Source organism: Brevundimonas sp. EYE_349, from assembly GCF_023147505.1.
Taxonomy (GTDB): Bacteria; Pseudomonadota; Alphaproteobacteria; order Caulobacterales; family Caulobacteraceae; genus Brevundimonas.
On record NZ_JAHXPB010000007.1, the window covers coordinates 79852 to 97959 of the forward strand.

Genomic DNA, 18108 nt, shown 5'->3' on the forward strand with positions numbered 1-18108 from the left:
GGTCTCAATCGGCCCGGGCGATCCTGAGGATCGCCCGGCTGCGGTCGTCGGCGATGCAGATCGACCCGTCGGCCGCGACCGCTAGGGCGACAGGCGAGCCGCGCGGCTGACGGCCCGCGACCGCGTCCCAGCCCGGCGTCAGCACCTTGCCGCGTATGCTGGGCGCGCCGGCCGGATAGGACAGGGCGCCGCGCGGATAGATGGCGTAGCGGCCGCCGATGTCGGTCAGGGGCCGCCCCTCGCCGTCCGTCTCGGCCGCCACGATCCGTCCGCCCGTGCGGCGATAGCCATGCCAGCTCATCAACAGCCGGCCGCGCAGTTCAGGGAACATCGCCCCGTCGTAATAGATCAGGTCCAGCGGCGCGGCGTGCGGCGGCAGCAGGGCCAACGGCCGATCCCTCTGGCCGCACCGCGCCTGCGCCGCGCTCCATCCCGGCAGGGGCGTCGCCAGGTCCATGCAGTAGGGCCAGCCGTAATGGCCGCCTGGGCGCAGCACATTGATCTCGTCATAGGGATGATCCGGCGTGGTCAGGTCGACCGAATTCTCGCCCTGCAGGATCGTGCCCGACGAATGCCGGACCAGGGCGATGGAGTTCCTCAGGCCCGAGGCGAAGACCGCGCCGGCCTCGTCCCACCGGCCGTTCCCCAGATAGGCGTGACGCCGAACCTGGGCCGTCTCGGCGCTGTCGGCGCAGGCGCCCGAGGTCGTCGTGCGCGGCCGGCCCCTGTCGTCCAAGCACCTATCGCTGGGCGCGCCGACATTGACCAGCAGCGCCCCGTCGCCATCGAAAACGAAGCTGGACAGCGGGTGGCGGTTGTCGTGCAGCCGGTTGTCCGGCAGGCCGCCGATCACGGTCCGCACCGTCGCCGCCGGATCGGCCGCCTCCGGGTCCAGCGTCAGGATGCGGTTCATTTCGGACACATAGATGCGGCCGTCCGGCCCGCGCGCCACGGTGTGGGGCATGGACAGACCCTGGGCCAATCTGCGCCAACGCGGCGATCCGTCCGGTGTGAACGCCAGGCGCCAGACGGAGCCCCGCCCGGCCTGCCAACCGCCCAGGTCGGTGACCAGCCAGTCGCCGCCGGACAGGGCCAGCAGCCCGCGCGGCATTCGCGGCCCGTCCGCCCCGTCGCCCTGCCACACCAGGCCCAGGCAATAGCCCGGCGCCATCCGCACCGTGGTCATCGGCCGCCCGGCGCAGTCGCCTTGCGTCGCATAGGCTCTCTGGGCCGCGCCCGCGCCGACTGGCGTGGCGATCAGAGCCAGGATCAGAAGGAAGGGGCGCAGCATGAAGTTTCCAGCTTCTCCCTTTCGTCCTCCTCCGGCAAGCCGCCGCAGGACGCTCCGCTTCAATCCAGATGCGCCCAGAACCAGTCGCCGCGTCGTTCGACCGTGGTCGGCAGGCCGAAGAGGTCGCTGAGGACCGGACGGGTCAGCAGGTCGTCCTTGGCGCCGTCCGCCAGCACCTGGCCATCGCGCAGCAGGACGAGATGGTCGATCTCGGGCAGGATTTCTTCGATGTGGTGGGTGACCAGCACCAGGGTCACGCCCGACCGCCCCACGTCGCGCAGAGCCTCCAGAAACTGTCGCCGCGTCGCCGGGTCCAGCCCGCTGCAGGGTTCGTCCAGCAGCAGGGCGCGGGGCTGGTGGACCAGGGCGCGGGCGATCAGCACGCGGCGCGCCTCGCCGGTCGACAGGGTGGCCATCGTCCGCCCGGTCAGGTGGCCAGCGCCCATCCGCTCCAGCGCCTCGCGGCTGGCCCGACGCATCGGCTCCGTCACCTTGTGCTTCCACACCCCCCGTGCGGCGAAGAAGCCGGACACCACCGCATCGAACACCTCCAGCCCCTCGTCGCTGGTGAAGTCGGACTGGACGGCGGGCGACACGACGCCCAGCAGGCTGCGCAGCTCGAAGACGTCCCAATGGGCGCGGCCCAGAATGCGGACCTCGCCCAGACCGCCGTCGCCGCCCACGCCGGCGGTGGGATAGAGCTGTCGGGTGATCAGTTTGACCAGGGTCGACTTGCCCGACCCATTGCGGCCCAGGATGGCGGTGTGGCGGCCTTCGGGGAGGATCAGGCTGACGCCGTTCAGCAGTGTGCGGTCTCCGCGTGCGACGCTGACGTGGTCCATCGACAGAAGCGGTTGGGTCATGGCCGAAAGCCTAGCCGTCGTCGGCAAGAAGTGGAACCCAAGGGCGCGAGCTCAGATCAGGCCCTGAGCCTGGGCCTCGCGCGCCAGGCCCTCGCGGAACTCGGGCGCCGCCAGGGCGATGAGGGCGCGCGCCCGTTCGCTGGTCGACCTGCCCTTCAGATTGGTCCAGCCGTGTTCGGTGACGACGATGTGTGTGTCGTTGCGCGGCGTCGTCACCGGCCCGTCCAGACGCGCCACGATGCGCGACGCCGCGCCCTTCGCCGCCGTGGAATGGCAAGCGATGATCGACTTGCCGCGCTCCGACCCATAGGCGCCGCGCACGAAGTCCAGCTGGCCGCCCGCCGCCGTGAACTGGCGACCGTTCAGGAACTCCGAACAGCAGGCGCCGGACAGGTCGATCTGAAGCGTGGCGTTGACCGAAATCATCCTGGCGTTTCGGGCGATCACCGCCGGATCGTTCACATAGGAGACCGGATGGGCCTCCATCTCGCGATTGCCGTCCAGGAAGTCGTAGGTGTTCTGGTCGCCCATCGAGAAGGCGAAGACGCCGACGCCGGGGTGCAGGGTCTTTCGGCCGTGATTGGCCGCTCCCGCCTGCATCAGCTCGACCAGGCCGGGCGTCAGCATTTCGGTATGGACGCCCAGGTCACGGTGGTCCTTCAGGGCGTCGCAGACGGCGTTGGGCAGGGCGCCGATGCCCATCTGCAGCGTGGAGCCATCCTCGACCAGATCGGCGATGATCCGGCCGATGATGCGGTCGGCGGGCAAGGGCTGGGCCTTGGGCACGACCAGCAGCGGAGCGGCGTGTTCGACAATGCCCGCGACCTTCGACACATGGACGGTGCAGTCGCCGAACACGCGCGGCATGTGCGGATTGACCTCGACGATCACCGTCCGGGCCGTCTCTGACACCGGCTTGGAATAGTCGGTGTTCGTGCCGAACGAGAAGAAGCCGTCCTCGTCCATCGGCGACACGGCGCAGATCAGCGTATCCACCCCCACCTCATGACACAGCAGGCGCGGCGACTGCTGAAACCCTGTGGGGATGAACTGGACCGGATTGGGTCTGCCCGCGTCGCGCGCCCGCTGCTCCAGCCCGCGCTCGATGGCAGTGTGGAACAGGCTCCAGGGACGGATGCGGCCCATCAGTTCGTCGCGCAGCACCGTCTGGCCGGCGATGGCGGTGCTGAGCAGATAGTAGAGGTTGACGTCCTCGACCTCGCCGCGCTCGGCCCGGTCGGCCAGGGCCTGGAGCAAGGCCGGCGGCTGGGACACGCCCAGGCCCATGGCCACCTTGGCCCCCGAAGCGATCAGGGCGGCGGCCTGATCGGGGGTTTTCAACCGTTCGGCGTAGAGGCGGGCGGCGTCGTCCATGGCGTGTCTCCGTCTGCGCCCCTCTCGTGACCCTTGCGGGGGCGTCCAGGCCCAATATCCTCTGTCGTGGAGGGAGAGGGGCCTTAGACTTTGGTCGGGGCCTCGGTTCGGTCCAGCATCTCGTGGTCCTGCAGCGCGGCGTGACGCCCCCGCTGCAGCCGGGCCACGCCATAAGCGATCAGCCACAGCGCCATGGCCCAGGCCGCGCCCACAGCCCATCCGGCTAGCACGTCCGACGCCCAGTGCGCCCCCAGATAGATGCGGGTCAGCCCGACCAGCAGGGCCATCAGTATGCCCACGCCCAGGACGAAGGCCTTGAACCGCCGCTTGGGAAAGGCGCGGGTCAGCATGACCGCAACCGACAGATAAAACACGGTGGAAAGCAGGGCATGGCCCGAGGGGAAGCTGGCGTTGATCGTCTCCACCGCCTGCATGGCCGCGGGCGGCCGTTCGCGCTCGAACACCGCCTTCAAGCCTTCGCTCAGCCCTACCCCGCCGGCGAGCCCCAACACCAGTAGAAGCGACGACAGCCATTTCCTCTGGCTCAGCAGAAAGACGATCACGATCAGGGCGAACAGACCCAGCACCGATATGCCGCCCAGGGAGGTGATGTCGGCCGCCGCCTCCTTCAGCCACCACGGACCCCACGGCCGGCCGGGATCGTCGGCATAGGGTCGCATCAGCGCCAGGACGTGCTGGTCGAAGGCCTGGCCGTCCGTCTCACTCATGTCGTCGGCGATCTCGACGAAACTCCACACCCCGCCCGCCATGACCAAAAGGGCGGTCAGGGCCGCGACCTCGGTGCGAGCGACTGTCAGGATACGTCTCAAAACGGCGCGAACGTCTGCGAGTGTCATGGGCAGGCGAACGGCCAAGCTGGCGGGATGTTCCGATCACGCGGTCGTGATCTCGCTGTCGCGAGGATGCAAAAGGGGCGTGCTGGCTTGCTTGCTGGCTTTTCCACATGCCTGCGCGACTTGTTCGACCGATTCGCTCATAAACCGACCGTCAAGCCCGTTGACGGGTCATTAGGCATATGCGCCCTATATGTGGGCTCAGGGAGCGCCGAACCCACAAGATGATGTGGTTATGGCGCAGGTGGCTCTAGGCGATTTCTGTTCAGGACGCGGATGATCATGGCTGGCGGCGAGGCATTGAAGACGACGGAATTCCAAGGCGTTGCGGCGACGCCGACGCCTGAACGCCCCCATCTGACCGTCGTGAAATCGGTGCAGGTGGACCGTTCGCGCGACGCCCTGCTGACCGACTTCGGCAAGAAGACGCTGGAAGACCGCTACCTTCTGGCGGGCGAAAGCTATCAGGACATGTTCGCCCGCGTCTCGACCGCCTTTTCGGACGACGCCGAACACGCCCAGCGGCTGTATGACTATATGAGCCGCCTGTGGTTCATGCCCGCCACACCCGTCCTGTCGAACGGCGGCGCGGATCGCGGCCTGCCCATCTCCTGCTTCCTGAACGCGGTGGGGGACAGTCTGGACGGCATCCAGAACGTCTGGAACGAGAACGTGGCCCTGGCCTCGAACGGCGGCGGCATCGGCACCTACTGGGGCGGCGTCCGTTCCATCGGCGAGAAGGTCAAGGGTGCGGGCAAGACCTCGGGCATCATCCCCTTCATCCGCGTGATGGACTCGCTGACCCTGGCGATTTCGCAAGGCTCGCTGCGCCGTGGTTCGGCCGCTGTGTACCTCGACATCCACCACCCTGAGATCGAAGAGTTCCTGGAAATCCGCAAACCCTCGGGCGACTTCAACCGCAAGTCCCTGAACCTGCACCACGGCATCAACGTCACCGATGAGTTCATGGAGGCGGTCAAGGTCGGCGGAACCTTCGATCTGAAATCGCCCAAGGACGGCGCGGTTCTGAAGACCGTAGACGCCCGCTCGCTGTGGACCAAGCTGCTCGACATCCGCATGCAGACCGGCGAGCCCTATCTGATCTTCTCCGACACCGTGAACCGCCAGATGGCGCCGCACCAGCGCGACCTGGGCCTGAAGGTCAAACAGTCGAACCTGTGCGCCGAAATCATGTTGCACACCGGCAAGGATCATCTGGGCGTGGACCGCACCGCCGTCTGCTGCCTGTCGTCGGTCAACGCCGAGACCTTCCTGGAGTGGCGCGAGGAGCCCCGCTTCATCGAGGACCTGATGCGGTTCCTGGACAATGTGCTTGAGGACTTCATCCGCCGCGCCCCGCCCGCCATGGCCGCCGCCGTCTATTCGGCCAAGCGCGAGCGTTCGGTGGGTCTGGGTCTGATGGGCTTCCACTCCTTCCTGCAAGGTCAGGGCGTCGCCTTCGAAAGCGCCATGGCCAAGTCGTGGAACATGCGCCTGTTCAAGCATCTGCGCCGCGAGGCCGACAAGGCCAGCCGCACCCTGGCCGAAGAGAAAGGCCCCTGCCTGGATGCTCAGGACCGTGGCGTCATGGAGCGGTTCAGCCACAAGCTGGCCATCGCCCCGACCGCCTCGATCTCGATCATCTGCGGCGGCACGTCGGCGGGCATCGAGCCGATCCCCGCCAACATCTATACGCACAAGACCCTGTCCGGCTCGTTCGCGGTCAAGAACCCCTATCTGGAGCGTCTGCTGGACGAGAAGGGCATCAATACCGAGGCCGTCTGGAACTCGATCCTGGAGCATGAAGGTTCGGTCCAGCACATCGACGACCTGAACGAGGACGAGAAGGGTGTGTTCAAGACCGCCTTCGAACTGGACCAGCGCTGGGTGGTCGAACTGGCCGCCGACCGCGCGCCGGAAATCTGCCAGGCCCAATCGCTGAACCTGTTCATTCCCGGCGACGTCAACAAGTGGGACCTGCACATGCTGCACTGGTCCGCGTGGGAACGCGGCGTGAAGTCGCTCTACTATCTGCGCTCCAAGTCGGTTCAGCGCGCCGCCTTCGCCGGCGCCGAGGACAAGGCCGAAGAGGTGGTCGATCCGAACCAGCCCGACCTCTTCTCCATGCCCAAGACCGACTACGACGAGTGCCTGGCCTGCCAGTAAGGCTGGCGCACCAACGCCCTTGGAAAGGCCCTGCGACCGCAGGGCCTTTTTCGTTCTGGAACCCTCCGCTCGGGATCGCCGTTGAAAAGCGACGAAACCGTGTCGAAAACTCCGTTGGACTCCTGCGTCTCTTGGTTGCAGGGTGATCGCCAGCGGATCGGTGGGGAGACCGAATGCGTTCCAAGGTGTTGATGATGGGGGCCTGCGGCGTCCTGGCTTCGGTCGGGATGGGCGCGGATGTCGCCTACGCCCAGACCTGGGCGCCCAACGCCTTCGACACGCCCGCCGACAACGCCGTCGCCCGCCTGACCGACCAGATCCGTTTCCGCGTCGCGCCCGACGCCCGCTTCGGCGGCGACATCGAACTGCCGCCCGTCTTCCAGCATGATGATCGCTCGGGGCTGGAGGCGGCCAGCCGCCGCGACGTCTGGATCGACCGCGCCGCTTTCACCGACCGGGTCACGCTTGAAACCGCCGGCCGTCTTCGCCGCGCCGACGGCTCGCCCCTGCCGGTCACGCCCATCGACCGGGCCGAACTGTCCCCCGACGCCTACGACCTGCGCTATGTGCGCGGCTTCCGCGGCGCCCACGGCCATACCGCCTCGGGCCTGGAAGTCAGCCTGACCCCCCACGCCGGCCTCGGCGTCGGCAGCGAGGGGCGGTCGGCCGAGGCGGGCGTAACCCTCAAGATCGGCGAAGGATTGGAGCGTCTGGCCCCCAGCGGCGCCGAACGCTTCGGGGAACGTCCCCGCTGGTATGTCTACGCCGCCGGTTCAGGCCGAGCCGTGGGCTACAACTTCGCCCGCACGCGCGACGGCGACTACGCTCGCTCCGGCTACACCCAGGACAAGGGCAGCTTTCTGGGCGACGCCTCGGTCGGCGTGGCCTATCGCAAGGGCGACATGCAGACCTCCATCGGCGTCGTCTATCGCGAGATCGACGCCGGCAAGGGCCTGCGCGGCATGAACGGACTGGACACCGACGTCAGCGAGGGCCTGCTGGCCTTCCAACTGTCGATCCGCCCCAGTCGCTAAGGCTTCAGCGCGCCTCCGCCTCCGCCACCGCCACGCCTTCGCGACGCGGATCCGCCCCCGCATCCCACCGTCCATTGCGCCAGATCGCCCCGTGAAGGCCCGACGTCTCGGTTGCGTTCGGCCGCAACGACATGCCCGCCGCGTCCAGGGCGTCACGGACGTCCGGCGACATCATCTGGGTGTCGGCGCCCACCATATCGCCCCGCACCACCAGATTGGGCAGGGCGATGGCGTCCTGCATCGACAGTTTCCACTCCAGCGTCCCGACCAGGGCCTTGGCCACATAGGCCAGGATGCTGGACCCGCCGGGCGAGCCGATGGCCCCGATCAGCCGCCCCTGCCCATCCAGAATCAGAACCGGCGTCATCGATGACCGGGGCCGCTTGCCCGCCGCCACCGCATTGGCCGCCGGATGCCCGTCCTCGGTCGGGGTGAAGGAGAAATCCGTCAACTGGTTGTTTAGGAAGAAGCCGTCGACCATCCGTCCATTGCCGAACAGGCTCTCGACCGTGGTGGTCATGCTGACCGCATCGCCCCAGGCGTCGACGACCACGAAGTGCGAGGTGCCGCCCGGCTCGGCGGTCCGGTCGGCGCCGCGCGGCGGCGATCCGGTGGGCGCTCCGGCCTCGACCGGACCGTTCACCTGGGGCGCCAGCGCCGCGCGCCGCGCCACATAGTCGGGATCCAGCAGGCCCGCTATGGGCACGCCGACGAAATCGTTGTCGCCGATATAGCGGTCGCGATCCGCATACATCAGCCGCTGCAGACGCCCGAACGCCACCCAGGCCTCGGGGCTCTGCGCGCCCTTGTCCAGATCGGGCGTATCCTCCGCCATGCCCAGGAATTGCAGCAGGGCCACGCCGCTGGACGGCGGCGGCGGCACGCAGACCACATAGGCCTGATAGGGCCGGCACAGGGCGTCGCGACGCAAGGGGCGATAGGCGGCGATGTCCGCCTCGGTCAGGCCGCCGGGACGCGGCCCCTCCTGCACCGTGGCCGCGATCCGCCCCCCGATCGGTCCGCCATACAGAACCCCCGGTCCCTGGGCCGCCAACCGCGCCACCGTCTCGGCGTAGGCGGGGTTCCTAAGCGTGTCTCCCGCCTGATAGCGTCGTCCGTCCGGCCGGGTGAAATAGGTCGTCGCCCATCGGGTCTTCGCCTGGGGCGCGTCGCCGTTGATCATGCCGGCCAAACGCGGGCTGACCGTGAAGCCGTCGCGCGCCAGCCGTTCGGCGTCCCCGAAAAGATCGCGCCAGGCCAGTTTGCCGTGATCCTTCTGGGCCATGGCCAGCATGGCCACCGCCCCCGGCGCGCCGGTCGAACGCCCCGACAGCACCGCGTCGATGAAGGGCAGGGGTTTGCCGTTCTCATAGAACAGCTCCGGCGTCGCCGACGCCGGCGCCGTCTCGCGCCCGTCATAGGCCGTCACCGCGCCGGTCCCGGCGTCATAGGCCATCAGGAAGGCGCCGCCCCCCAGTCCCGACGACTGCGGCTCCACCAGCCCCAGCACCGCCTGGATGGCCACCGCCGCATCCACCGCCGACCCGCCGCGCCGCAGCACCGCCATCCCCGCCTCCGCCGCCACCGGATTGGCCGCCGCCACGAAGGGTCCACGCGCCGTATCGCTTCTGACCTGGGCGGACGTCGGAACGGTCGCGACCGCGCCCGCGTTCGGCGCCGCGCCCGTCTGGCATCCCGCCAGGATCACGGGAACGAGCAGGGCGGCCAGTCGGCGACGAAGAGGGCGCATGGGATATTCCAGGACAAGGCGAAAAAGACCGGGCGGCCGGCCATCGCCCTAACGCCTAAGCGGTCCGCCGCCCCGCGCCAACCGTTCGATGTACAGAAACTGCATTCCCCCGCTTGCGTCCGGCCGATCCACCCGCTAAAGACCCGCCCTCGCCGCAAGGCAGCCGCACCCGTAGCTCAGCTGGATAGAGCATCAGACTACGAATCTGAGGGTCGGGCGTTCGAATCGCTCCGGGTGCGCCACTTGCTTTCTCTTTTGAAAGCAACTTCTTAGCTCTGAAGCGAGCTCCCTGAAATTCCGAAGCGCCCGGCCGTTTTTACAGTGGTTTTACAGTCTTTTTTACAGGGCTATCGTCGCGCCGATTTCCGATGCGCTCAGGCGTCTTTTTTCGACATCGCGCGCACAGACTGATCGATCCGGTCCTGAGCCGCGTCCGCGAGGCGGCGGCGGCTCGCTTGGCGACGATAAATCCGCGCCGCCCTATCGGTCGCGTGTTCAAGATGGCTCATGATTTCGGCGTCGGAGCCGCCCGACTCGGCGATCTCGTTGCCGCGCGCATGTCGCAGGCCGTGAATGTCGAGCGGGCAAGTGGTCTCGCCTTTAGCGTTGAAGCCGGCTCGGACCTTCCCTGCTTTTGCTAAACTCAGCAGAACTCGATCGAGCGACTGGTTCAGCCCGCGTTCGCGGAAAGGCTGTCCCCGATCGTTGTAGGCGACTGTAGGGCCGCGATTCGGCGTGCTGTCGATCAAGGCTGTAAGGCGCGGATCCTCCCGCTTGTCGCAGGCCACCTTCCGCTTCTCTGTGAGCCATAGAAGGCGGATGTGCTCAGAGCCGTCCGCAGCGCGTGTAGGCACTCGAGCGGAGAGGGGGAGGGCGCAGATCGTCTGGCGTCTGAATCCGGCGTACCGGCCAAGAGCGACCGCCCTCGCTAGCCCGGGAAGGCCCCGCCTGAGGCACTCCTCGAGCACTGCGGACACTTCGTCGTCCATCCAGGTCGGATGCGGCTCGCCGAGGACGTGAGGGCGTTTGACCTTCGCCAGCTTCAGAAAGGGGTCGCCGGAGATGCGGTCGTCGGTCTGATCGTCGATCGCCGGAGCCAGGGCGTTCTTCAGCACCTGCATTCTGAGATTTGCGGCCCGGTGGCCACGCGGCGCCCAGGCGTCTCTGAGGCTTCGCAACCATGCCTGCGACACCTCAAAGAGCATGACCTCACCAAGGTCTGTGATCATCTCGTCGATGTAGTCCTGATAGGCGCGTCGAGTGGACGAGGCCTTCATCCGGAACTCGGCGGACTGGTTGTAGCTGGACAGCATTCCACCAATGGTATTGGGGCGGGGCGTCTTTGCGGCGGTCTCAGCCGCCCCACCTCGGCGCCCGCTACGGCGTGCTGGGCGCGCTCATATTGGCCCAAGACGGTGTACGAAGCCGCTTTGTCTTCAAGCGCGGTCGTTTCGCGAGAGGGTTTTCCAGCATGCTTGGGTGAAGCCTTAAGACGACGCCATACCTTTGAACTTAATGCTGTTTGCAGCTTCCTGCCGCGTATTTGCGGCCGATCGAGGAGGCCGTAGCGCACTGGCGACCGCAGGTTTCGGGCATTCGAAACAGCGCATCGCCTTAAGTCAGGTCATGTCTCGGCCTGTAAACCCAACGGCCACACGAACTCTTAACCGTGAGCGCTTTACAACCTGAGGGTGATCTTGAGGTTGGGATGCGTATGTATCGCTTCAGTCTTCACGAAAGACGGTTCCAGGGGCGTCAAGGCGCGGCGGCGGTGGAGTTCGCCCTGGTGGGGCCGGTCCTGATCCTGCTGCTGATTGGGATCGTCGTTTATGGCGGTTGGTTTCTGACGGCGCAGACGGTTCAGGCGGTGGCGTCGGAGGGGGCGCGGGCGGCGATCGGGGGGCTGAATGCGGCCGAGCGCGAGGGACTGGTGCGTGGCGAGGTGGCAGGCGCCGTGCATGGCGTGGCGCTGAAGCCTGAACGCACGACCGTACAGGTGGCGGAGGAGGCCGGGCGGCTGCGTGTCGTCGTGGTCTATGACGCCAGCGACAGTCCCCTGATGCTGATGGGCGGCATGCTGCCCCGGCCGCCGGCGGTCATCCGCCGCGTCGCCGTGATCCAGGTCGGCGATCCGTCGTGATCCGTTTCTCCGCCCGTTTCGCCCAGGATCGGCGCGGCGCGGTCGCGGTGATAGCGGCGGTTGCGGGCGGGCTTTTGTGTCTGTTGACTGCTGCGGTCATCGATCTGGGCGTTCTGGTGCTGCACATCCGCAGGGTGCAGGGCGCTGCGGACCTGGCGGCCTTGTCGGCCGTGCGTGTGCTGGATCGTGGCGAGGGCGCGGTGCGGGATGCGGCGGACCGGACGGTCCAGGCCAATGTCGCGCCCGAGGCGGTGGTGTCCGTCTCAACCACGTTGGGCGTCTATACTCCCGATCCAAAGATCGACCGCGCCCAGCGCTTTCGGCCCGGCGGCGCGGCGAACGCCGCGCAGGTGGAGGCGACCAGCCCCGCGCCGATGTTCTTCGCCTCTCTGCTGCTGGGTCGGGACAAGGTCGTGGTCAAGCGCCGCGCCGTCGCTGCGCGCATGGGCGGGGCTCCGCCCAAGGCCATGTTCTCGATCGGGTCTCGCCTGGCGCGGTTGGACGGCGGCGTGGCCAACCAGCTGTTGAGCGGCCTGACCGGATCGAAGGTGTCGCTCAGCGTCATGGACTATCGCCGGCTGGTGGATCTGGACGTCAATCTGCTGGGATTCACCGACGCCCTGGCGACCGATCTGGGGGTCAAGGTCGGCGACTACGACCGATTGCTGGCGACCCAGGTTGATGCGGGCCGCGTGCTGAAGGTGCTGGAGGGGCTGGCCGGCGGATCCGATGGCGGGGTGCTGGGCCGTCTGGCCTCGGTTTCGGCGGGGGTGAAGGTCGAACTGGGCGATCTGATCGGGGTCGACGCCCAGGCGCCGGACGGCATCCGCCAGGGGCTGGACGCCTCCGTTTCGGCCATGGACCTGATTTTCGCGATGTTGGAGATCGGCGGGGGAGAGCGCCAGGTCGCGCTGAATCTGGATGTGCCGGCCGGTCTGGCCGACCTGAAGACGACCCTGGCGATCGGCGAGCGGCCCAATCGGTCCCCGTGGCTGACGGTCACGTCCGATGGTCAGCCGGTCATTCGAACCGCCCAGACGCGGCTCTATGTCCGTGCGCGGACGGCTCAGGCTCTATCGGGCCTGGCCCGGGTCGAACTGCCGATATTGGTGCAGTTGGCGCCGTCCGAGGCGCGGCTGAAGTCCCTGGCGTGCGATCCGGCGCGGCGCGTCGATGTCGATGTGCGGCCCGGGCTGGCGCGCGCTTCGGTCGGGGTGGTGGACGAAGCGCGGGTCTCGGACTTCAAGACCGCTCTGACACCGCGTCCGGCGACCCTGCTTTCCGTGCTGGGACTGGTGTCGATCACCGCCAAGGCGGATATCGAAATCGCCGATGTCGGGTTCCGCCCCTTGAGGTTCGATGCGGCCGACATCCAGGCCCAGCGGACCAAGACCATGACTTCGCGCGGTCTGGCGACCGGCCTGGTGTCCAGCCTTTTGCAGCGGCTGGAGGTGACGGTGAATCTGGCTGGCCTAGGCCTGGGTTTGGGCGACCTGACCAAGGCCCTGGGGCTGTTGCTGACGCCATTGGGCCCGGTTCTGGACGGGGTGCTGAACCCGGTCCTGGATCTGCTGGGCCTGAAGCTGGGCGAGGCCGACGTCACCGTCCACGGCCTCTCCTGCCCGGATCAACAGAGATCCACGCCGCGTCTGGTCGGCTGAAGTGCGGGTTTAGCCGCGTGCGGGACGCAGACCCTCGGCCGAGGCCTGCTGCAGCGCGGGACGCTTCTGGCCGCCCGAGGCGATGATGCGGTCGATGCGGCTCTTTTCGGCCCGGAAGGCGGCCAGGTCGGCGCCGGCCAGTTCGGTGCCTTCCTGGGTGCGGACGCCGGCGGGATTGATCCGCTGGCCGTTGCGCCACAGTTCATAGTGCAGGTGCGGACCGGTCGAGGCGCCGGTGGAGCCGACATAGGCCACGATCTGGCCCTGGCTGACCCGCTGGCCGGCGCGGATGCCCGAGCCGTAGCGCGACAGGTGGCCGTAGCCGCTTTCCAGCCCGTTGTTGTGGCGGATGCGCAGCCAGTTGCCATAGCCGCCCCAGCGTCGCGCCTCGACCACAACGCCGTCGGCGGGGGCCACGACCGGGGTGCCGGTGCCGGCCGCGAAGTCGATGCCCTGGTGCATCTTCTTGTAGCCCGAGATCGGATGGGTGCGGAAACCGAAGTTGGAGCTGACCCGGCGGAAGCTTTGCAGCGGGGTGCGCATCATGGCCGAGCGCAGGTTCTTGCCGTTGGCGTCGAAGAACTGGGGCTCCTTGGCGCCCGCCGGCTTGAACCGATAGAAGGTCACGCCGCGCAGTTCGGCGTACATCAGGTCGCCCACGTTCACCGTGCGCCCGGCCTCGGTCACCTCGCGGTCGAAGACCATGGTGAACTCGTCGGTCGCGCGGATGTCGCGCTGCATGTCGAACTTGGTGGCGAACAGGCGGCTGGCCGAACGCACGATGGAGGCGGTGGCGCCCAGTTCGCGCGCGCTGGCCGACAGGCTGCGTTCCACGTCGCCTTTCACCACGACGGTCTCGTGGGTGACCTTTTCCTCCAGCGAGCGCAGGCGAAGCGCGCCGTCGAAGCTGCGCGACACGGTCAGCTGGGACGCCGGGCCGGTGCGCATGGTCAGGCCGATCAGGCGGGCGTCGCCCCGGCCGTCGCGGGGACGGGCGATGGCGGTCTCGAACTTCAGCCCGGCGCGCAGGTCGGCGAGATCGAAGGCGTTGGCGACGGTGGCGGCGACGGCGCTGGCTTCGGCGGGGGCGACGCCGGTGCGGCGCACGGCCTGTTCGAAGGTCTCGCCACGGCGGATCTGGACGGGAACGGCTTCCGGCGCGGTCAGGCCGGCGGGGGCGTTGGCGGCGGCGAAGGCCCTGGCCTCCATGGCGGCCATCTGGGCCGAACTCATGGCGGGAACTTCTTCGGCCTGCGCGGGTTGATAGGCTCTGCCGGCGATCATCGCGACCGAGATCGCGGCGACGGCGGTAAGTGCATGCGGCGCCAGGCGCATAGGCTGGCGGCGTGGGTCGAACTGAGCCATCGGTCCCCGTCGTATTGCGACGCCCAGCGGCGCCAAAGCTTTACTCGTTCTCGAAGTCCGCGCCTATCGCCCGTGGCGCGAAAGGCGGTCGTATAGCGTGCTCGACTCATTTTGGGAAGCAGACTGTTACAAAGCGTTAACGCGGCGCTTACCATGATCGCGCCTCTGGCGACGGCCGTGCCGGACCACGCCCCTTTCTCGCCCAGCTTGGCGGCCATTCACTCGCCCGCTTTCGACCAAGGGGCGCGCTTTGATCTTGTGCTTGGGGTCAGGATGGCGATGGTGGTCGCAACGCCGTTATAAAAAGCTGCCGATCGACCCGTTTGACCGACGCCCCGACATCCTCCGCCGATCCATCGTTCCCGCCCGCCCCCAAGCGCGGTTCCGGGCCGCGTCGCCCGCGCCGGGCCGCTCGCGTCGCCGCGACCGTGGGGCTGATCCTGATCCTGCTGATCGGCGTGGCGGCGGCCCTGCTGTATCTTAACCGCCGGGCGGTGGCGCGCGACGTGCTGGTCGGCTGGCTGGACCAGCGCGGCATTCCCGCCGACGTCGAGGTCGAGCGGATCGAGCTTGACGGCTTCGTGGGCCGCATCCGTATCGGCGATCCCGACAATCCCGACGTCACGGTGGAGCGGGCCGAGGTCGATTACGCCGTCGCCCTGCCATGGTCCAAGACCGGCCTGGGCGTCACCCCCAGCCGCATCCGCCTGGTCCGTCCGGTGGTCCGCGCCAGCTGGAAGGGCGGAAAGCTGTCTCTCGGGTCGCTGGACCCCTTGGTGAAAGAGTTCACCGGCGGTCCGCCCCGCCCGGATTCGCGCAGCCCCCTGGTCATCGTGGAGGGTGGGCGCGGGCGGCTGTCGACCGAATACGGGACAGTGGATCTGCTGGCCGACGCGCGGGTCGACAACGGCAAGCTGATGCGCCTGGCCGCGCGCTTGCCGACCAGCGCCCTGAAGAGCGGGCAGGTGGAGGCGTCCGGCCTGGCCGCCGCCCTGGATCTGACCACCACGGGCGACCGCGTCGCTGTGCGGCTGAACGCGACCGCCGACCGGTTCCGCACCCCTGCCGCCGACGGCCAGACGGCCGCCCTGACCTTGACCGGCGACCTGCCCTATCCCGATCTGAAGATCCGACGCGGCGACGGGCGCGCGGTGCTGGACGCGCGTCTGACCGGCGATGTCCTGGGCGCGCCGTCCGCCCGGGCGCGCGACGCCGAACTGACCGCGCGGTTCGCGGGCGCGGTGTCCGGCTGGATAGAGACCTTCCGCGTGGAGGGCGCGGCCGACGCCCGCCTGAACGCCCGCGCGGTCGAGGGGGCGGACCTCGGCGCCGGCGCCGTTTCGGCGGCGGTGTCCCAGGCGCGCGTCGAGATTTCCCGCGACGACGCCCTGCGCTGGAGCGTTCGGGCGCCGCTGTCCCTGACCGCCGGCTCGGCCCGCTCGGGCCAGACCCAGGTGCAGAATCTGGTCCTGTCGTCCGGCGGCCTGACCCTGGGCGGAAAGGATGCGGCCTTCGAGGCCACGGGCCCCCTCGCCGCCGCCTTCGACCGTTTCGGCTTCGGCGATCTGGCCCTGAAACGCGGTCGCGTCGATCTGGACCTGGATGTCGTCAGCGACGGCGCCGTGCATATCGACGCGCAAGGATCGCTGCGCGCCGCCGACGGCGCCTGGCCCCTGTTCGGCCCGGCCGCCCGCGACGACATCGTGGAGCTGGGCGAGATGAAGCGCGCCCTGTCCGCCTTCGCTCTGAACGCCCCGTCCATCCGGCTCTCGACCGGCTCTGGCGGAACGTCGGTGCAGTTGCCGCGTCCCGTGACGCTGGCGCCCGCCAACGGCGGGGTGCTGACCATCGCCCAGGCGGGGCAGGGCGTCTATCAGGCCGAGCCGGGCCGGCTGGGCGGCGGCGCCCTGACGTTGACGGCGACGCGCGGCAAGGGGCTGCCGGAACTGGCCGTCGCCGTGCCGGACTGGCGCCTGACCGAGGGTGGGTTCGAGGCGACGCTGGACGGCCGGGCGCGGCTGGACTTCGACCTGGCGCGCGGCGTCGACGCCCGCACGCGCGGCGTCCTGGCCCTGAACGACGGCCGCCTGACCTATTTCGCCAGGGACTGCGTGGACCTGACCGTCGAACGGCTGGAGATGGACGAGAACGACGTGCACCAGGTCGCGGGCCGGCTGTGCCCCGACGCGGGGCCGTTGCTGACGTCCAGGGACGGGGTATGGCGCGTCTCCGGCGGTTTCGACCGGCTGTCGGCCCAGGCGCCCTTCCTGGGGATGCGGTTCGCCGACGCCGCCGGCCGTCTGACCGTGGACGGGGCCAAGTCGGGCGTCGGCCTGCGCGCCAGCGTGGCGGACGGGCGGGTGATCGACGCCGAGACCCCCGAACGGTTCGAACCGCTGGCCGCCAACGGCGAGGTGGCCCTGGCCAATGAACGCTGGAGCGGCGCCTTCGACCTGAAGGGAACGGGCAAGGCGGCCGCCTATACGCTGGGGCGGCTGACCCTGGCCCATGACGGACGCATCGGCGCGGGCGGCATCGTGATTTCCGCCCCGAACGTGGTCTTCGCCGAACACGGCCTGCAGCCCGCCATGCTCAGCCCCCTGGTCGCCGACTTCATCCAGTCGCCGGTCGAGGGCTCGGTCGGGTTCGAAGGCCGCTTCGACTGGACCAAGGACGCCGAACCGACCTCCAGCGGCCGCCTGACCACGCCCGGCCTGGATTTCGTCAGCCCGGCCGGCGCGGTGAAGGGGCTGAAGGGCGATGTCGCCTTCACCAGCCTGACGCCCCTGATCACGGCCCCGAACCAGCATTTGACGGCCGACAGCCTGTCGGTCGGCGCGGAAGTCACGGCCCTGGACCTGACCTTCTCCATCGACCAGGCGGGCATCGTCATCGACGGCGCCCAGATCGTCGCCGGGGGCGGGTCCATCTCCATCGAGCCCCTGACCATCCCGCTGGACGCGACCCAGGCCTACAGCGGCGTGATCGTGCTGGATCGGGTGCAGCTGGGCGACCTGATCGCCGACACCGGCTTCGACGACAAGGTGCTGCTGGACGCGGTGGTCTCGGGCCGGCTGCCCTTCATCATGGACCCCAAGCGCGGCCTGAAGATCACCGCCGGCAAGCTGGAGGCGGTCCAGCCCGGTCGTCTGTCGATCAAGCGCGAGGTCCTGACCGATGTCGCGGCCAGCGGCGGCGGCGAGGAGGTGTCGGAGAACATGGTCGAGGACCTGGCCTATCAGGCCATGGAGAACCTGTCCTTCGATCAACTCAGCGCCGATGTGAACAGTTTGGACGGCGGCCGGATCGCGGTCCTGTTCCATATTCGCGGCCGACATGATCCGCCCCAGCGCCAGGAACTGCGCCTGACCCTGTCCGAACTGGTCAGCCGCAGCTTCCTGAACCGCAAACTGCCCCTGCCGTCCAATACCCAGATCGACCTGACGCTGGACACGACCCTGAACGCCAACCAGCTGATCTCGGACCTGATGGCCGTCAATCGCGCCCGCCAAGGCCAGCAGGAGGCCCAGCAGCAGGCCCAGCCCGACGCGCCCGCGCCTGTCCCGGCGGGTCGGCCGTGATCGCCGTGCGGCATCGCGGTCATTCAGCG

12 protein-coding genes and 1 tRNA gene are annotated in these 18108 nt (G+C 68.5%); 6 read left to right on the top strand and 7 right to left on the bottom strand.

The features are described from left to right. Positions 1–4 precede the first annotated feature (4 nt). The 4 genes from KZX42_RS13380 to KZX42_RS13395 all read right to left on the bottom strand — a co-directional run bounded on the left by KZX42_RS13380 (position 5) and on the right by KZX42_RS13395 (position 4358). A complete protein-coding gene (locus tag KZX42_RS13380; RefSeq protein ID WP_248120000.1) occupies positions 5–1291 on the bottom strand; it encodes a PQQ-dependent sugar dehydrogenase in 1287 nt (428 codons plus the stop codon). A 59-nt stretch (positions 1292–1350) separates the two neighbouring features. Further along, positions 1351–2154, bottom strand: a complete 804-nt coding sequence (locus KZX42_RS13385; protein WP_248120002.1) for an ATP-binding cassette domain-containing protein — start codon at positions 2152–2154, stop codon at positions 1351–1353. Positions 2155–2205: 51 nt separating this feature from the next. Continuing rightward, on the bottom strand, positions 2206–3528 hold the full coding sequence (locus KZX42_RS13390; protein ID WP_248120004.1) for an acetyl-CoA hydrolase/transferase C-terminal domain-containing protein: 1323 nt from the start codon (positions 3526–3528) through the stop codon (positions 2206–2208). An 83-nt stretch (positions 3529–3611) separates the two neighbouring features. Beyond that, positions 3612–4358 (bottom strand): phosphatase PAP2 family protein, encoded by a 747-nt coding sequence (locus KZX42_RS13395; protein WP_312571283.1) that lies wholly within the window; start codon positions 4356–4358, stop codon positions 3612–3614. Positions 4359–4658: 300 nt separating this feature from the next. On the opposite strand from KZX42_RS13395, the gene KZX42_RS13400 reads away from it, so the two are divergent. Both KZX42_RS13400 and KZX42_RS13405 read left to right on the top strand, forming a co-directional pair. Then, positions 4659–6548: a ribonucleoside-diphosphate reductase subunit alpha gene (locus tag KZX42_RS13400; RefSeq protein ID WP_248120007.1), complete on the top strand. Its 1890-nt coding sequence runs from the start codon at positions 4659–4661 to the stop codon at positions 6546–6548. Between the two features lie 173 nt (positions 6549–6721). Beyond that, on the top strand, positions 6722–7582 hold the full coding sequence (locus KZX42_RS13405) for a lipid A-modifier LpxR family protein (RefSeq protein ID WP_248120009.1): 861 nt from the start codon (positions 6722–6724) through the stop codon (positions 7580–7582). Positions 7583–7586: 4 nt separating this feature from the next. On the opposite strand, the gene KZX42_RS13410 is transcribed toward KZX42_RS13405, so the two are convergent. After that, positions 7587–9332, bottom strand: coding sequence for a gamma-glutamyltransferase family protein (locus tag KZX42_RS13410; RefSeq protein ID WP_248120011.1), 1746 nt, complete (start codon positions 9330–9332; stop codon positions 7587–7589). Positions 9333–9497: 165 nt separating this feature from the next. Here KZX42_RS13410 and KZX42_RS13415 point away from each other — a divergent pair. Beyond that, positions 9498–9574 (top strand) — tRNA-Arg (locus KZX42_RS13415). A 132-nt stretch (positions 9575–9706) separates the two neighbouring features. Here KZX42_RS13415 and KZX42_RS13420 read toward each other — a convergent pair. Beyond that, positions 9707–10645 (bottom strand): site-specific integrase, encoded by a 939-nt coding sequence (locus tag KZX42_RS13420; RefSeq protein ID WP_248120012.1) that lies wholly within the window; start codon positions 10643–10645, stop codon positions 9707–9709. Positions 10646–11040: 395 nt separating this feature from the next. Here KZX42_RS13420 and KZX42_RS13425 point away from each other — a divergent pair, with 395 nt between their 5' ends. Beyond that, positions 11041–11472, top strand: a complete 432-nt coding sequence (locus KZX42_RS13425) for a TadE/TadG family type IV pilus assembly protein (protein ID WP_248120014.1) — start codon at positions 11041–11043, stop codon at positions 11470–11472. Then, complete coding sequence (locus tag KZX42_RS13430; protein ID WP_248120016.1) at positions 11469–13133, top strand: TadG family pilus assembly protein; 1665 nt, start codon at positions 11469–11471, stop codon at positions 13131–13133. The genes KZX42_RS13425 and KZX42_RS13430 overlap by 4 nt, the downstream gene beginning before the upstream one ends. A 9-nt stretch (positions 13134–13142) precedes the next feature. Here KZX42_RS13430 and KZX42_RS13435 read toward each other — a convergent pair whose 3' ends face one another. Continuing rightward, entirely contained in the window at positions 13143–14498 is a 1356-nt protein-coding gene (locus KZX42_RS13435; protein WP_248120017.1) for a M23 family metallopeptidase, read from the bottom strand. A gap of 323 nt (positions 14499–14821) precedes the next feature. Between KZX42_RS13435 and KZX42_RS13440 the strand changes: the two genes are divergently transcribed. Further along, positions 14822–18079 carry a YdbH domain-containing protein gene (locus KZX42_RS13440; RefSeq protein WP_248120019.1) on the top strand — a complete coding sequence of 1086 codons (3258 nt, stop codon included), beginning with the start codon at positions 14822–14824 and terminating at the stop codon, positions 18077–18079. Positions 18080–18108: the final 29 nt, after the last annotated feature.

Bases quoted from the DNA above. Each gene is read 5' to 3' on its own strand.
- KZX42_RS13410 (WP_248120011.1), bottom strand. From the start codon at position 9,332: ATGCGCCCTCTTCGTCGCCGACTGGCCGCCCTGCTCGTTCCCGTGATC.
- KZX42_RS13380 (WP_248120000.1), bottom strand. From the start codon at position 1,291: ATGCTGCGCCCCTTCCTTCTGATCCTGGCTCTGATCGCCACGCCAGTC.
- KZX42_RS13425 (WP_248120014.1), top strand. From the start codon at position 11,041: ATGCGTATGTATCGCTTCAGTCTTCACGAAAGACGGTTCCAGGGGCGT.
- KZX42_RS13405 (WP_248120009.1), top strand. From the start codon at position 6,722: ATGCGTTCCAAGGTGTTGATGATGGGGGCCTGCGGCGTCCTGGCTTCG.
- KZX42_RS13385 (WP_248120002.1), bottom strand. From the start codon at position 2,154: ATGACCCAACCGCTTCTGTCGATGGACCACGTCAGCGTCGCACGCGGA.
- KZX42_RS13420 (WP_248120012.1), bottom strand. From the start codon at position 10,645: ATGCTGTCCAGCTACAACCAGTCCGCCGAGTTCCGGATGAAGGCCTCG.
- KZX42_RS13400 (WP_248120007.1), top strand. From the start codon at position 4,659: ATGATCATGGCTGGCGGCGAGGCATTGAAGACGACGGAATTCCAAGGC.
- KZX42_RS13435 (WP_248120017.1), bottom strand. From the start codon at position 14,498: ATGGCTCAGTTCGACCCACGCCGCCAGCCTATGCGCCTGGCGCCGCAT.
- KZX42_RS13390 (WP_248120004.1), bottom strand. From the start codon at position 3,528: ATGGACGACGCCGCCCGCCTCTACGCCGAACGGTTGAAAACCCCCGAT.